We start from the raw sequence: 16,055 nt of genomic DNA, 5'->3' as shown, positions 1-16,055 counted from the left end.
AAATTAAGCTAATTCGCAGCATGATGTAACCTTAAAACTATGAAGCTTACCGATATTTCTCCTGCAATAGCTCTGACTCCTCTCGATGGGCGTTATCATAATCAAACATCCGCACTCGTTGAATATTTAAGCGAACCTGCGTTAAATCGCGAGCGCATGCGTGTAGAAGTTGAGTGGATGATTCTTCTCGCAAATGGTTATGAAGCTAATCAATTCCAGCCAATTGTTAAGGGTGTTAATCCTTTAACTGATGAAGAATGCTCATATTTGCGTTCTATTCCTGAAAATTTTGATGCTGAAGGAATTGCTCGTCATACTGCGCATGAGGCTATTACTCATCACGATGTTAAAGCTGTTGAATACTACATTGACGATGCGTTAGACGAAGCAGAAAATAAGCTTGGTCGTGCTACTGAGCTTTCAAATTTAAAAACTTTAGTACATTTTTCATGCACAAGTGAAGATATTAATAATCTTTCTATTGCGCGTTGCGTAAAGCAAGCTGTTTTAAACGTTTATCGTCCGAATTTAGAAGCGATAGTTGATTATTTAGTTAAAAATGCTAACGAATATAGAGATTTATCTATGCTTTCGTTAACTCATGGCCAGCCTGCTACTCCAACTACTTTAGGTAAGGAATTGGCAGTGTTTGCATATCGTTTGCGTCGTCAACTTCGTCATCTTGATAATCAAGAGTATTTAGGAAAGTTGAATGGTGCTACAGGAACTTTTGGAGCTCATTTAGCTGCTTTCCCAGAAGTTGATTGGATTAGCGTATCTCAAGAGTTTGTTGAAAATAGAATGGGTCTTCAATGGAATCCATTAACGACTCAAATTGAAAGCCACGATTGGCAGGCTGAACTTTATAGCACTGTAAGTCACATAAACCATATTCTGCATAATCTTGCAGTTGACGTATGGATGTATATTTCTAGAGGTATTTTTGTACAAGTTCCTGTGAAGGGAGCTACAGGATCTTCTACTATGCCTCATAAGGTTAATCCTATTCGTTTTGAGAACGCTGAAGCTAATCTTGAGATTTCTTGCTCACTGTTTGACACATTATGTGCAACTCTTACTGAAAGCCGCTGGCAGCGTGATCTTACAGATTCTACTACTCAAAGGAATGTTGGCTCAGCTTTCGGTTATGCTCTTCTTGCTTTGAATAATCTTTTAGGCGGTTTGAAGTCTATTCATCCTAATAAAGAATTTATGGCAAAAGAATTAGATGAAAATTGGGAAGTTCTTGGAGAGCCAATTCAAACAGCAATGCGTGCTGAAGAAATTGCTGGCGTACCTGGTATGGAACGACCATATGAGCAAGTAAAAGAATTAATGCGCGGTCACCATATTTCACAAAGTGACGTAGAAGAATTCATTAAATCTCGTAGCTTTGATGCCAATACTGCAGCTCGTTTGCAAGCAATGACACCAGAATCTTACACTGGATTTGCTTCACAATTGGTGGACTTTATTGATTAAGTAGACGGTAAAGCCATGCAATCTAGCATAAATCCAAATCTTGTTATTGAAGATACTCAGCCTAGCTTAGTACGTAGTTGGGCTGATTTGTTGTATGCAATATCATCAGTTGTAATTGGCGTTTTTACTTTGTTGTCGTCAATGTGTTTATCAGCAACGGCTGATGCTATGAAGATTGATGCACGAAGTGCTACTCAAATTATAGGATTGTCTTTTAATAATCTTTCATTTGTTCTGATACAGCAAGGTCTTACTCTTATTGTTGTTGCAGAAGTTATTGCACACATGGTTTCTGACAGGCGTTGGATTGATACCGCTATTTCTGTTATTACGCTGTTTATAAGTTATGGTTCAGTATGGCTGTTATCTATTGCGATATTTTCTACACACAATATAGCTTTGATTGAATCTTTACAAATGCGGTCTAATAACACTTGGGCTGATTTGCTTCCAGACATGTATGCTGTTCTGGTTGCTTTTCTTACAGTTAGTGGTCCTAGACGCGAATATAAGCATGTAATGTGGGGCTGGAATGCTTTATTCATTGTTACAGCAATACTTCTATTTTCATCTTGGGATTCCTACTCTGCTATTCTTGTATCATGTTGCTTAGGAAGAGCAATTGGTACGCTTATTCGTTTCGCAAAAGGCACACGCAGTAAGGGTGCTTGGGGTGACGATATTGTTCTTGCTTTAAAAAATATTGGCATAGATAATCTTACTCAATTAACTCGTAGAACTCAGCAAGCTGATCATACTGGAGTTCTTCGTTCAAGTCTTGATGACGATTTAATTGAAAATTCAAGATTGTATGATGCAACAGACATCCACGGCATACGTTATGTAATTTCAGTATTAGATAATCAAGTTCATTTACCAGGTTATTTAAATCAATTATGGCAGTGGGTGCGTTTAGTAGATATACCAACTCGTAGAGATCGTTCTGCTAGACATTCTGTTCATCACCACCTTTCTATGCTTCTTGTTTTACGAAATATGCATTTGCCAACAGCGAATGTTTATGGAGTAAGCGACAGTGATAAATCTTCAATAATGGTTTTTCACGCTTCTAACGCTCTACTGCCTTGCAATTTGAACACTTTAACTATTGATGATGCAGCAAAATTAATGCGTTATGTAGATGCTGCTAACACTCGCGGTATTACGCATAGACGCATCACTCCTGAAACTATTGCTAGGCTTGAAGACGGAACACCAGTTATTGCAGGTTGGCAAAACGGCGACGTTGCCAGCGATGATACAAATATTGCACTTGATAAAGTTCAGCTTTTAACGCTTATTGCATCTTGCACAGATATTGACACTGCTCTTAAAGCTGCTATTAACACATGGGGTGCAGAAAAGTTATCTGCACTATTGCCTTTTATGCAGAAAGCTGCTATTCCTGCTTCCACGAGATCTTTGCCATCTTGGAATAAAAAAGTTTTCCAAAATCTTTGCAATAAGTTAAGTCAAATAGTTGCTTTACACACAGATGAAGAAGATTATGATACGGTGCGTTTAGCGCGCTTCAATATACGTTTCTTTGTTAGCTTGGTTCTTTCGATTGTTGCTGTCGCTGTTATTGCTACACAGTGGCATCCTCAGGAAGTATTTGCTGCCTTGCGTCACGCAGATAATGTAATGGTATTTATGTGCTTTGCTTGCAGCATGTTTGCTTGGATTGGATCTGCAATTACTCTCGGCTCATTCATGGATGATCAAAAACCTTCTGCACATGTTTTGTTTGCATCTCAAGCAGCTACTGGTTTCACAGCAGTTTCTATGCCTGCTGGTGTTGGTCCTGCATTTGTAAATATGCAATTATTAAAGAAAAGCGGGTACACTTCAGCTCAAGCTACAGCAATTACTAGTGCAGTATGGCTTATTCAAGCATTAATGACAACTTTAGTATTACTTTCTATAGGCGTTTTCACTGGTAAAAATGTGCTTTCTGGAATGATTCCTACCCATATGCTCATTACTTTCATTGGAATAATCACACTTATAGTTTGTGTTTTAATGGTTATCCCGTCCGCTCGTAAAACAATTCGCAAACATTATTTGCCAATATTATCTGATTACGGTCGTCAAATTAAGGAACTTATTTCACATCCTATGCAACTTATTGCAGGCTCTTTTGGCGCTATTGTGCTTGTTTCATGCATTGGATTGGGTTATTGGATTTCTTTACTTGCATTTGGATATTACGCAAATCCTTGGGAAACAATCTTACTATTCTTACTTGCTAATGCAGCTGGATCGGCAGTGCCTACACCAGGCGGCTTGGGTGCTGTTGAAGCTTCTCTTACTTTCGCATTTACATCTGTAGGTGTTCCTCCAACAGTTGCTTTGTCTGCTACCCTTCTGTATAGACTTATGTTCTACTGGTTAAGAATTCCGTTAGGCGCGTTTGCAATGAAGTGGCTCAGCAATAATGAGCTTATATAAGTGAGATTTACAAACATTTGTGTATTTTTATTAGCAAATATCGTATCTGTTTCAATGCAAGTACGTTTTAAATAAAAAATAGCAAAAAATAAATAAAAAATATTAAGAAAATTGCAAAAATGGCTACATTTGTAGGGAAAATGTACTAATATCTAGTATGAACGTGACCTTTGAAGAGAAGGTCCCCTGACACAAAGGATGCTGCATGGCATACAACAAGTCTGATCTCGTTTCTAAGATCGCACAGAAGTCCAACCTGACCAAGGCACAGGCCGAAGCCGCCGTCAACGCATTCCAGGATGTGTTCGTTGAGGCTTTACAGTCCGGTGAAGGTTTGAAGCTTACTGGTCTGTTCTCCGCAGAACGCGTAAAGCGTGCTGAGCGCACTGGCCGCAACCCGCGTACCGGTGAAACCATCAAGATTCCAGCTTCTTACGGTGTACGTATTTCCGCTGGCTCCTTGTTGAAGAAGGCTGTTACTGCCTGAAATTAAGCGTTTTTCGTATTTATTACATTAAACAAATACTATTTGCGCAAAAACAAAGATGGGCACTCCAAAGCTGGGGTGCCCATCTTTTATAGATTTCCTCGTTCCATTTTTCGCAAACGCGGCTCTGCGCTATCTTTTGCTCCCGTAATGCGGTAAACGTCAAAAACGCCTTCAATTTTACGGATAGCAGCAAGTAGAGTTGCTAAGTGCTGAGGATCTGCCATTTCAAAGGTAAATTGACTTGTTGCAACACGGTCATCGCCTGTAGCAATAGTTCCGGAAAGAATATTTACTCCATGATCTGAAAGAACGCGAGTAACATCCGAAAGAAGATGTTGTCGATCCAATGCTTCAACTTGGACCTTAACCAAGAACAAGCCTTTATCGCTAGTCCATTGAACAGGAATAACGCGCTCTGATTGAGTTTTTTGCAAATCGAGCATGTTCTGGCAGTCAGTCCTATGCACAGACACACCTTGGTTTCGTGTTATAAAACCAATAATCATATCTCCTGGAACTGGCATGCAACATTTTGCAAGCTTGACCCAAACGTCTCCAACACCCTTAACTGATACTCCCAAAGCACCGTTAGACTTATGGCTGCGCTCAACATGGCGTAAAGGCAATGCTTCTTGTTCTACTTCTTCTGCAACTTCATCAGCGCCCGCATCTTTTACTAAACGCGAAATAACATTCTGTGTAGAAACTTGACCTTCGCCAATAGCCGCATATAAAGACTCAACATTAGTAGGCAAATTCAATTCATCAGCAACGCCAATTAATGCCTGCTGCGTCATCAAAGTAGTTAAAGGCAAGTTACGTTTACGCATAGCGCGAGTTAGCTCATCCTTGCCCTCTTCAATCGCCTCAGAGCGGCGTTCCTTGCTAAACCATTGACGTATTTTATTTCGAGCACGAGGAGATTTTACAAAACTCAGCCAATCGCGAGATGGTCCAGCTGTATCCGACTTTGAAGTAAGCACCTCTACAGTGTCACCGTTTGAAAGTTTCGTATCAAGAGGAACCAAGCGTCCATTTACACGCGCACCCATCATGCGGTGACCAACTTCAGTATGCACAGAATATGCAAAATCAACAGGAGTTGCATCCTGCGGAAGCGCAACAATACTCCCCTTTGGAGTAAAAACATAAACTTCAGAAGCACCAAGATCTTGTTTTAATGAACCTAAGAATTCATCTGAATCTGGAGTCTCACTAGTCCAATCAGCAAGCTGTTGAATCCACTTAAGATTATCTGCTTCGCTAAGCTCTTTTTTGTCATCAATATTATTTTCGCGTTTTAAATCATCATTATCAGGCTTACTTAAAGCGCGACCAGCCTGACCATTAGCTTTGTACTTCCAATGAGCTGCGATGCCGAATTCAGCACGCCTATGCATATCCCATGTGCGTATTTGAATCTCTACTGGCTTTCCACCAGGGCCTACAACTGTAGTATGCAAGCTTTGATACATATTCAACTTTGGAGTTGCAATGTAATCCTTAAAACGTCCTGGAACAGGGCTCCATCGAGCATGCACTGCACCTAATGCTGCATAACAGTCACGAATAGAATCGACTATTATTCTCACACCAACTAAATCGTAAATATTAGCAAAATCATGACCTCGAACGATCATCTTTTGGTAAATAGAGAAATAATCTTTTGGTCGACCTTTTACCGATGCTTTAACATGTTGTTCTGCAAGATCTGCATTAATTTCTTCAAGAATTTGTCGTAAATAAACTTCACGCTGACCTGCTCTACGAGCAACTAAAACAACAATTTCATTATAAATTTTTGGATACAATACTTTAAAACTCAGCTCTTCAAGTTCAGTTTTAATTGCATTCATGCCTAAACGGTTAGCAAGAGGCGCATATACGTCAAGAGTTTCTCTTGCTTTTTTATGTGAACTTGATGGCTTAACATACCTCCAAGTACGAGCATTATGCAAACGATCCGCAAGCTTTACTACAAGCACTCGCACATCGCGGCTCATTGCAACAACCATCTTACGAATAGTTTCTGCTTGAGCACTTTCGCCATATTCCATGTTGGATATTTTTGTAACACCATCTACAAGACCTGCTACAGTATCGCCAAATTCAGCTCGACATTCTTCTAGCGTGTAATCTGTATCTTCTACAGTGTCGTGTAATAATCCTGAAGCAACAACAATTGGTCCCATTCCAAGATCTGCAAGAATTTGAGCTACAGCAAGAGGATGAATAATGTATGGCTCACCAGATTTGCGTCTTTGACCTGTATGCTGCTTTACAGCACGATCATAAGCTCTATGAAGAATGCTCATATCCTCATTAGGATGATGCCATTTGCACATGCTCAATATTGGCAATAATGGATTTTGAGAATCTTCGCTGATTTCACATCCGAGCCTATTGGATCCTTTTACATCCTCTTGAAGTTCACCCATTTGGCACCTCCTGGTACTTTTTACTATCCTACCTGCAATTCGCTCAATACACTACCAAAACAAAAAATACATACAATAAATCCGACTCAGTTTTAAAAACCGGTCGGATATTTATAAAAAGATTATTGTACGCCAGTGGAGCCAAAACCTTTATCAGAGCGATCAGATTCAGGTAATTTAGATGCGGGAATAAATTGTGCTTCTACATAACGTTGTATAACCATTTGAGCGATACGATCACCTTTATGGAATTGCACTGTGTTCTCAGGATCTAAATTAATAAGAGGAACCTTAATTTCACCACGATACCCGGCATCAACTGTTCCAGGTGCATTTAGCACAGTCACACCCTGTTTTGCTGCTAAACCAGAACGAGGATGCACTAAAGCAACGTAACCTGCAGGTAAAGCTATAGCAACTCCAGTAGGAACAAGCGCTCTCTGGAAAGGACGCAAAGTAAAATCTTGGGTAGTTCTTAAATCGGCACCTGCATCACCTGCATGCGCGTAGCAAAGCGGCTGTAATGTAGATGTTTCATCATCGAGATACTTAATTAATACCTCAACCTGTTCGGGGCCAGTATAGGTCTCGTCATATGCCATTTAAGCTGCGCACTCCTTGCAAACAGGCTGACCATCAGCATTAGTTTCAGCTAACTGGCTGCGATGCTTAACTAAGAAGCATTCAGAACAAATAAATTCATCGCCTTGCATAGGGATAACAGTTACGGATGCATCTTCGTTACTTAAATCAGCACCTGGCAACTCGTAGTCTTCAGCAATAGCATTTTCATCATCGTCAATATCGCTGTTTGAATTTTGAGAACCTTTACTCAAAGCTTCCAACGACTCTTCGTCCTCATCTTTGCTACGAGGAGAATCATAATCCTGTGCCATTATGGTCCTTTCGTTTTTAAAGCTACTTACGCGCATAGCATACACGAATGCTACCCCGTATATTACACATTTTTTATTTTAAATAAAATGGTAAAGAATGCAGTGTATGGACTAAAGTATATAAATAGTATTGTTAAAAGCGAAGAAAGTGGTGCATAATGCTTGAAAATCCGCCAAAAGAGGCGAGTTTCGACCATATTGACGCAGACGGTAATTTGATTTTCATTTGTGAAAACACGCCGTTACGTATTCAAGTGGACGACACGCTGGAACGCGCCATCGCTGGTTCACATAAAATTACGAGTAAAAACAGCGATGAACATAACTCAGCAGATGCTGGCACAAATTCTATACAATCTAATGCAACATTGCCTATTTCGCAAATTCAGGCATTGATTCGCGCAGGAGTTGCACCTTCACATGTGGCGCAAAGATACAACGTTAGTGAAGCACAAGTTAGGCGTTTTTCTGCAGGCGTTGAAACCGAAAAGCAGTATGCAATTGAGCAGTTCCTTCTAGTACCTGCTCCTAAACAAAGCAATATGCGCACTATTGCAGATTTAATTGAAAGAACATTAGCTAAAGCACATATTGGCATGGAAACAGTGCAATGGAAAGCAACGCGCAGAGGATTAGAGCCATGGCGAATTACTGCTACTTTCAAAACTGCTACTCGCACTATTAAAGCTGAGTGGACATGGAACATGCATGACAACTCTGTTACATGCGCGAACCCTTCGTCTAGATTATTGCTTGGTGAAGATGTTAATGCAGCGGATACTTCTAAACAATCTCCATATGGTGGAGCTTATAGAGACACTGTAAGCATTAATTTCCCATTCAACACTGAAGAGCTTCCAGGAAATTCTATTCGTTCTGCCAGAATCGAACGAGCTGTTTCTCAATGGGAACTTAGAAACAGTGACAAACTTGCAGATGCACAAGCCCAATCTTCCTTCGAAAATCAGGACAATAATTCTGACATACAGCAAGTATTAGAAAAAGGCTATTCTAAGCGTTCTACTGAAACAAATACGCAATTTATTAAAGAAGATAATCCTCAGCAGACTTCGCTAATACAACCAGATGCTGAATTTATTAATAGAAACGAAACGAATAGCAAAATCGTCAATGCGTCTAATGAAGCACAAAAATCATTGGCTGCGAAAGTTCAAAATGCTGAAAAAGCAGATATTGCTAGTACGAATTTGCAAAAAAATGCTGCTGAAAGTAATCAAAATTCTGCTAAAAATAATCAAGAAATTAATACTAATGGCCAAGAAAAATCATCTTCTGAGCACAATAAACGTAAAGCTGGAAGAGCAGCAGTACCAAGCTGGGATGAAATATTATTTGGCGAAAGCTAAATAAGAAGTTTAAAAATAAATTTTTCGCTTATTAACAATATGTGTGACACTCTTAGTAAAATTTGAGTGTCACACATTTTATTTGCTAAGTTACGATTTATAAAATATTTTCAATAATAGAAGCAAAAATCGCTTACACTAAATCTATGAGGCACGGAATATCCATTTCCATATGAGTCATCGATCCATGAACGCTAGGTAAACTCATAGCTTTATCAGATTGAATGCGAGAATCAACAATTGTGTAAGCTCCACAAGCTTGCACAATAACATCGCCAATAACATCCTCTGCCCTGTTGTTTACTAAACCAAAAATACCATCGTCAATAGCTTGTTTTTTACTGCGTACAATTGCATTAGTTCCAAAATATTCACGCCAACGGTAAATAATATCTTCAGGATTTGCGTCACTGTTAGCATACAACATTACAGAACGAGGTTCACCGCCAACCATCGATACGCCTTTTATCAGCTCATCATGTTTAGCAATATCAATTCGCTTATTGGGATCGGATTTAATCATCCCATGATCTGCAGTAATAACAATTAATGTTCCAGGAGCACAATTTGCTCGCAAAAGACGCAACTGCTCGTCAATTTGCTCAAAAACAGAAACCCACTGCTGAGAATCCCAACCATAATTATGACCGGTTTTATCAGCGTCACGTAAATACATATAAGTTAAACCTGGAGTTTTACTGCTATTAGCAGCCTTAAGAATGCGAGCTCTAGGAGTTCCAGCAGTAATATAATTTGCTCCACGAAAAGCAGCTTTGGTAAGAGGAGTATTTTCAAACTTTGGTAATCCCACGCTATCTGCACGGACTCCATTAGAAACTAAACTTTCAAATATAGTCGGCTCTTGCTGCAAAACTAGCGGATCAGGCGCATCATTAAATTGAATAAGCTGCGCAAGTTTACCAGTTTGAGAATTCTTTTGCGTGTAACCAGTCATGCAAGTAAGACCAGGACATGTGCCTGTTCCAAAAGTAGCCATTGCAGCAACAGTTGTGCTTGGAACGCACGTGCTAATTGGTCGTTGATTTATTGATTCGTTAAGCAAGGATCGTAAATAAGGAGCGTGACCTTTACGCATAAGAATATTCCAGTATCCTAAACCATCTATTAACACTACAATTGCAGAATTAGATTTAGGGAAACCAAGATTTTCTCGCAAAGCGTGTGGATCGTTATGAATAGCTGTTTTAACAGGAGCATCTATTGCATCACTTAAAGCTGGAAGAACCGAAGATATATGTAACGCTCCACCAAGATTTTTTTCATTAAAATCGTAAGAAAAATTTTCATTAACTGCGGAATTAGAAAAATCACCGTACTTAACATTACCAACAAATTGCAAAAGATCATTTTCAGACGGTATTTCAGCACTCATACTTACTATTGAACCACTTATATTGCATTGAACAAAACGCGAATAACAAATATTTATATAAATAACTAGTCAAATTGCTGAAAAATTCAGCAAAAACATGCTGTTTGTGCATATAAATTGGTAAGATTGATAGCCGTAATGTCATTCAAGGAGTTCTAAATATGCCCTCACGCCATCACTCAACACAGCAAGCTTTCGACCCAAGAAAAGTTAAAGAGCATATTGTTGAAACACCATTAAACGAAGAAATGAGCAAATCCTTCTTGGAATATGCTTATTCAGTTATTTATGCTCGAGCTTTACCGGACGCACGAGACGGAATGAAACCAGTGCAGCGACGCATTGTGTATCAAATGGGCAATATGAATTTGAGTCCTGATCATGCTTATATGAAATCAGCGCGTGTTGTTGGTGAAGTAATGGGTAAACTTCATCCTCACGGTGATTCTGCAATCTATGAGGCAATGGTTCGTCTAGCTCAACCATTTTCCCTACGCTTGCCGCTTGTTGACGGACACGGTAATTTTGGCTCTCTTGACGACGGTCCAGCAGCTTCTCGATACACCGAAGCGCGTTTAGCTCCTGCATCACTAGGTATGAACGCGGATATCAACGAAGACACAGTTGATTTCGTACCAAATTACGACAATAAACTAAAAGAACCTACTGTGCTTCCTGCAGCTATTCCAAATCTTTTAGTAAATGGCGCTTCTGGAATTGCTGTAGGCATGGCAACTAATATGGCAACGCATAATCTAGGCGAAGTAGTTGCTGCAGCAAAATATGTTATGAAACATCCTGACGCAACCCTAGATGATCTTATGAAACTAGTTCCAGGACCTGACTGGCCTAGCGGAGGAATTATCATTGGTCGAAGTGGCATTCGCGAAGCTTACGCAACAGGTCGCGGAGCATTCACTACAAGATCTACAACACATATCGAAAATATTACTGCTCGCAAAAAAGCTATTATTGTTACAGAACTTCCGTTTATGGTTGGCCCAGAGCGCGTTTTGGAAAGAATTTCTCAAGGAGTTAAATCAAGAAAATTAGACGGTATTTCAGGTGCTATTGATTTAACAGATCGACATAACGGAACTCGTATTGTTATTGAGATTAAGACAGGCTTTGATCCTAACGCTGTGCTTGCTCAACTTTTTAAGCACACTCCTTTGCAAGAGAGCTTTACTATTAACAATGTTGCACTTGTTGACGGTAGACCTCACACAATGGGCTTGCGAGAGCTATTAGACGTTTGGATTTCTCACCGCAGAACCGTGGTACGCAGACGCAGCGAATTTAGGCGCAAAAAAGCTCAAGAACGCTTACATTTGGTTGATGGCTTGCTTCTTGCACTTCTTGATATTGATGAAGTAATTCAGGTCATTCGTTCATCTGAAGATGCAGATAGTGCAAAAACTAAGTTAATTAAAGTATTCGATCTTGATGAAATTCAAGCACAGTATATTCTTGACTTACGTCTTCGCAGACTTACTAAAATGAGCCGAATAGAGCTCGAAGCTGAACGCGACGATTTGCTCAAAAAAATTGAAGAGCTAAATCAAATATTAAGTTCTGAAGCTAAACTCGACAACGTCGTAATAGCAGATATGGATTCTGCAGTTAAACAATGGGATACTCCACGCAGAACAATTTTGCTTGACGAAAATGAAGATGGTAGTTTTACTCCAGTAGCCTCCAGCATAAATAAAAACAGTGAGGATATTGCGATTAAAGCCGTTCAATCAGCAAATAAAATTACTTCAACTCAAGCAGATTTGGCTGCAGCAGCTAATGCAGCTCGTAAAACTGGAGAAGCTGACGCATCTTCTGTCGCAATGCAATTAAGTGACGAACCTTGCGCAGTAGCATTAAGCACTTCAGGGTTAATTGCCAGAACAAGCATTGCAGTGTTAGAACATTGGAATTCGCACAACAACAACGTATTTAACACTCCTTGTAAAACAATGTTTGCAACAACAACGCGTTCAACTTGTGCTCTTGTTACTTCATCTGGTCGACTAGTTCTAGCTCATGTTGCAGATTTGCCACAACTTAACTATGAAGAAGGAAAACCTGCGCTGCTCAACCACGGAGTAAAAGCACAAGAACTGCTAACTTCCACGCAAAGCACGGATCCAGTAAGAGGAGAACGCGTAGTTTCAGCAATAGCATTTGATGCCTCACAAAACGCTACTCCACTTGCAATTGGAACACGAAACGGTGTAGTTAAAAGATGGAATTTTGAAGCTCCAACTACCATGGATTCATGGAGCATAATTGACTTAAAAGACGACGACACCGTTATTGCCGCAGCTCCAGCAAAAGACAACGACAGACTCGTGTTCATTAGTAGTGATTCTTCATTACTTACCTTTGACGCTAAACAAGTTAGACCACAAGGACGCACAGCAGGCGGAATGGCAGGCATTCGTTTAGCAGAAGGTGCTAAAGTTGCAACCTTCGCAGTAGTGCCAGAAAAATCAATAGAGTGGCATTACGAAGAAGGTGAAAATGGTTTATTCTCCGCTTCTGGAACAGTTGTATTCACCGTTGCTGGAGACAGTGAAGCTCTTCCTGGAACCGAAAACGGTTCTGCAAAGATTACTCCATTTGACATGTACCCAACAAAAGGTCGCGCAACTGGTGGCGTGCGCTCGCAAAGATTCCTTAAAGGTCAAGATACGTTGATACACGCGTACGTTGGATACTATCCATTGCAAGCCGTTACAGAAGGCGGAAGCAATGTTGAGTTACCTAAGCCAGATATGCGTAGGGATGCTTCTGGAACTGAACTCGTTTCCCCAATTGCGCACATTGGGTAGTAATGTTTTTGCTTGCTAGTTTTACACTTTTTAAAGCTAGTTTTTGCGAGCATGCTTGGAATATCTGCGAAGTGATTTTCTAGCTTCTACAAGTGCAAAAATTCCTGCAGTCACAGATGCAAACAAATAATTTATTACCATAGCTACTGAAGAGCCAGTTTTAGGAAGATGCTTAACAACGCGCTTAGCTTCCGGTTGCTCGGGTTGCGAAAGAGCTGGAGCGGACTCAGGTTCTGTCTCAGACTCAGAAGGTGTCAGAATCGGACCTGGAGCGACAGGGGTCGGCGACTCAGGAACTGGAACAGGAGTTGGCGTTGGCTTCTTATTAACAGTTACTGTTGCAACTGCTGTTGCAGTAGCACCGCCATTGTCCGTTACGCTAAACGTGATAGTGTAAACGCCTGGAACATTGTTATTAAAACCACCGTCACTAATACGCCTAACCTTAGTTGTTATAGAATTATCCTCAATATCACTAACAGACACAACAAGACTATTCAAATCGAGTGAATCACCCTCAGTAATAGTCTTATTCTGAACTGTAATAACTGGTAAGTAATTCTTAAAAATGGAGTAAACTTTCAAATTTTTGTTTACACTAGTGCTGGCAAGGAACACTGCACCAGTACCGTCTTGATCTTCATTCCACCCTTCAAAAGTGTACCCAATCTTCGTAGGATCTTTAGGCATCGACTGACTATCAACACTCTTATCGTTTATGCTCTTGCCTTCCTTAACTTGCACAGAAGCATAATGAGAATTAGCGCCATTTACAAAAGTAACTGTGTAAATCGTAGCTTTAGGAACAATGTTGTACGTAAAATGCGATCTACCAATCATCCTAGGCACACGCTGAACAAAGTCATAAAAAATGCACTGACCTTCAAGTGTGCCAGTTTTTACAGCTACATATTTGCCATCAGCATTTTTCTTAAAATATGGTGAGAGGTCAATCGTTACAGGATTTCCATTCTCCTCAAAACCCTCCATAACACTGATTGTATGACCAGCGCTTTCTTGCGTAATTTTGATAGGACTTTTGTATTCCTCTCCCACTTCAATAGTGAAAGGTCCAGGATTTTGATTGTCAAACGGTGAATCATTTTCCCCTGAGCGAAACTTATATTGTCCTAAATTACCTTTTACGACAATATCAGAAATTTTATTACCTTGGAAAGCAACACTACCAACTCCAGCAAGATAATACGGATTAGTATCTGTATCGTGCTCTTTTCCCTTATCATCAAGCACGCCTTCAAACACAACTTTTTCAATTTCATTAGCAACAAAGGCTGCATCGCTTACTGAAACCACATTTTTTGGAATAACAACGGTTCCTTTAATCTTATTCCAACCGAACGCACCGTATTCTATGATTTTAAGAGACTGCGGAAGAGTTACACCCTCAATATAAGTTTCGCCATCAATGTGCTCATGCTTATTCCCAACCTGCTTTGCACTTCCAGTAAAAGCACATTCATGAATAACTTCAATACCTTCAGGAATAACTATGTGATGATTTTTCTTAAGCTTTTCCTTGCCTTTGGCGCTAAGTCCATCCACATATTCATTTACTGTTTGATTCGTTTCAGGATGATAAACATCTTTCCTGCCACCAACAGTTTTACCATCGGCAGAAATATTAAAGTCGTCCTTCGTCCAAGTTAAAGATGCATCATCTGTAGTACCCGAATCAGTTGATGCTGCTTTAGATTCTGCAGATGCGTGTACGCTTCTATCTTCACGATTATTTGTTTGAAGATTAGTATTGCTTACATCTATAAGAGTTTGTGTAAGTCTAGCATTTTCAGAATTTTCAGCATCAGTTACAGATTCAGAAGCTTTAGAAGATTTAGTAGATTTTGTGGTTTCGGCAGTTTTTGCAGTTTCGCTAGACTTGGAAGATACAGTATTTCCAGAAGGTTTTGCGGAAGTGCTATCTAAAGCAGACCCCCCAATGGGCGTATTAGAAGCTGCGTTATAAGAAGTTACGGAAGAAGAACCTTCTGTAGAGGAAGTTTCTGTATTAGAAGCTGTGGTAGAAGAATTTACAGTCGTATTAACACCAGAAGAAGCTGAAGTTTCGGCAGCATTCGCACTTTGTGCCATGCAGAAAGCACAAGCAGCAGTAGCAATACCCATCATAGTGCTAGTCAACATAAGACCAGTTCTCTTATTCATTTACCCTCTTAAAAAATAGATAACGAGATAATGTAAAAACGTATACACATTGTACGCTTTATAGTCGAAATACAAATGCAAGCATGGTATATCACACAATCGTTTAATTTATTACAAAAGTCATGCATTAACACACATTTTAGAATTATGCATCTCATCAAGCAAATCTTGAACCAAATATCCGTCGCTCATACAATGCATATCCGAAATACCATTACGCATCAAATCGTAAGTAACAGAATGGTAAAACACGTCAAGCGCCTGCTCATAACTCAACCCAGCACGCTCAGCCAGAAGACTTACAACCCTAGCATACTTCTTTTGCAACAAAATAGGATTCGCCTTCAAAATCCATCACTCCCCTAAAAACTTACTATTTACACACTCGCTTTTTATGTATGTAAGACACAAATCAATAGCTTTTTGACTTCTAAAACATATTTGATTATTAGGTTTTTCATATTTTAGTCTGCCTAAAGCTTCAGACTTAGTAATTAAATCATCAAAAAACAATTCAAGTGTGTTATAAACC

12 protein-coding genes are annotated in these 16,055 nt (G+C 39.8%); 5 read left to right on the top strand and 7 right to left on the bottom strand.

Annotated features, from left to right (window positions below):
* Nucleotides 1-39 precede the first annotated feature (39 nt).
* The 3 genes from purB (at nucleotide 40) to K9E37_RS00240 (ending at nucleotide 4,420) form a co-directional block, all read left to right on the top strand.
* Complete coding sequence (gene purB / locus K9E37_RS00250) at nucleotides 40-1,482, top strand: adenylosuccinate lyase (protein ID WP_248893320.1); 1,443 nt, start codon at nucleotides 40-42, stop codon at nucleotides 1,480-1,482.
* Between the two features lie 15 nt (nucleotides 1,483-1,497).
* Nucleotides 1,498-3,933: a lysylphosphatidylglycerol synthase transmembrane domain-containing protein gene (locus K9E37_RS00245; RefSeq protein ID WP_248893318.1), complete on the top strand. Its 2,436-nt coding sequence runs from the start codon at nucleotides 1,498-1,500 to the stop codon at nucleotides 3,931-3,933.
* A gap of 205 nt (nucleotides 3,934-4,138) precedes the next feature.
* Nucleotides 4,139-4,420 carry an HU family DNA-binding protein gene (locus K9E37_RS00240; RefSeq protein WP_004119480.1) on the top strand — a complete coding sequence of 94 codons (282 nt, stop codon included), beginning with the start codon at nucleotides 4,139-4,141 and terminating at the stop codon, nucleotides 4,418-4,420.
* 89 nt (nucleotides 4,421-4,509) lie between these two features.
* Here K9E37_RS00240 and K9E37_RS00235 read toward each other — a convergent pair whose 3' ends face one another.
* From K9E37_RS00235 to K9E37_RS00225, 3 genes are all read right to left on the bottom strand, one after another.
* Entirely contained in the window at nucleotides 4,510-6,861 is a 2,352-nt protein-coding gene (locus tag K9E37_RS00235; protein WP_012914125.1) for a RelA/SpoT family protein, read from the bottom strand.
* Nucleotides 6,862-6,983: 122 nt separating this feature from the next.
* Nucleotides 6,984-7,463 (bottom strand): dUTP diphosphatase, encoded by a 480-nt coding sequence (gene dut / locus K9E37_RS00230; protein ID WP_004106773.1) that lies wholly within the window; start codon nucleotides 7,461-7,463, stop codon nucleotides 6,984-6,986.
* Complete coding sequence (locus K9E37_RS00225) at nucleotides 7,464-7,757, bottom strand: DUF4193 domain-containing protein (protein WP_004111484.1); 294 nt, start codon at nucleotides 7,755-7,757, stop codon at nucleotides 7,464-7,466. It abuts the gene before it with no gap.
* A 158-nt stretch (nucleotides 7,758-7,915) separates the two neighbouring features.
* Between K9E37_RS00225 and sepH the strand changes: the two genes are divergently transcribed.
* A complete protein-coding gene (sepH, locus tag K9E37_RS00220; protein WP_248893315.1) occupies nucleotides 7,916-9,124 on the top strand; it encodes a septation protein SepH in 1,209 nt (402 codons plus the stop codon).
* Between the two features lie 133 nt (nucleotides 9,125-9,257).
* Here the strand turns inward: sepH and K9E37_RS00215 are convergent, their stop codons facing one another.
* Nucleotides 9,258-10,517 (bottom strand): alkaline phosphatase family protein, encoded by a 1,260-nt coding sequence (locus K9E37_RS00215; RefSeq protein ID WP_248893313.1) that lies wholly within the window; start codon nucleotides 10,515-10,517, stop codon nucleotides 9,258-9,260.
* Nucleotides 10,518-10,678: 161 nt separating this feature from the next.
* Between K9E37_RS00215 and K9E37_RS00210 the strand changes: the two genes are divergently transcribed.
* Nucleotides 10,679-13,342: a DNA gyrase/topoisomerase IV subunit A gene (locus K9E37_RS00210; RefSeq protein WP_004111478.1), complete on the top strand. Its 2,664-nt coding sequence runs from the start codon at nucleotides 10,679-10,681 to the stop codon at nucleotides 13,340-13,342.
* 36 nt (nucleotides 13,343-13,378) lie between these two features.
* Here the strand turns inward: K9E37_RS00210 and K9E37_RS00205 are convergent, their stop codons facing one another.
* The 3 genes from K9E37_RS00205 to K9E37_RS06440 form a co-directional block, all read right to left on the bottom strand.
* Entirely contained in the window at nucleotides 13,379-15,523 is a 2,145-nt protein-coding gene (locus K9E37_RS00205; RefSeq protein ID WP_248893311.1) for an InlB B-repeat-containing protein, read from the bottom strand.
* A gap of 120 nt (nucleotides 15,524-15,643) precedes the next feature.
* Entirely contained in the window at nucleotides 15,644-15,871 is a 228-nt protein-coding gene (locus K9E37_RS00200; protein WP_004111475.1) for a DUF3791 domain-containing protein, read from the bottom strand.
* A 6-nt stretch (nucleotides 15,872-15,877) separates the two neighbouring features.
* On the bottom strand, nucleotides 15,878-16,036 hold the full coding sequence (locus tag K9E37_RS06440) for a hypothetical protein (RefSeq protein ID WP_276517882.1): 159 nt from the start codon (nucleotides 16,034-16,036) through the stop codon (nucleotides 15,878-15,880).
* Nucleotides 16,037-16,055 lie beyond the last annotated feature (19 nt).

Origin of the sequence: Gardnerella swidsinskii (assembly GCF_023277705.1) — a bacterium.
GTDB classification, from domain to species: Bacteria; Actinomycetota; Actinomycetes; order Actinomycetales; family Bifidobacteriaceae; genus Bifidobacterium; species Bifidobacterium swidsinskii.
Note: the sequence above shows the minus strand (reverse complement) of the source record. Positions and strands in the feature narration are given on the sequence as shown.

Coding starts and splice junctions, on each gene's coding strand:
- purB (WP_248893320.1), top strand. CDS start 40: ATGAAGCTTACCGATATTTCTCCTGCAATAGCTCTGACTCCTCTCGAT.
- K9E37_RS00245 (WP_248893318.1), top strand. CDS start 1,498: ATGCAATCTAGCATAAATCCAAATCTTGTTATTGAAGATACTCAGCCT.
- K9E37_RS00240 (WP_004119480.1), top strand. CDS start 4,139: ATGGCATACAACAAGTCTGATCTCGTTTCTAAGATCGCACAGAAGTCC.
- K9E37_RS00235 (WP_012914125.1), bottom strand. CDS start 6,861: ATGGGTGAACTTCAAGAGGATGTAAAAGGATCCAATAGGCTCGGATGT.
- dut (WP_004106773.1), bottom strand. CDS start 7,463: ATGGCATATGACGAGACCTATACTGGCCCCGAACAGGTTGAGGTATTA.
- K9E37_RS00225 (WP_004111484.1), bottom strand. CDS start 7,757: ATGGCACAGGATTATGATTCTCCTCGTAGCAAAGATGAGGACGAAGAG.
- sepH (WP_248893315.1), top strand. CDS start 7,916: ATGCTTGAAAATCCGCCAAAAGAGGCGAGTTTCGACCATATTGACGCA.
- K9E37_RS00215 (WP_248893313.1), bottom strand. CDS start 10,517: ATGAGTGCTGAAATACCGTCTGAAAATGATCTTTTGCAATTTGTTGGT.
- K9E37_RS00210 (WP_004111478.1), top strand. CDS start 10,679: ATGCCCTCACGCCATCACTCAACACAGCAAGCTTTCGACCCAAGAAAA.
- K9E37_RS00205 (WP_248893311.1), bottom strand. CDS start 15,523: ATGAATAAGAGAACTGGTCTTATGTTGACTAGCACTATGATGGGTATT.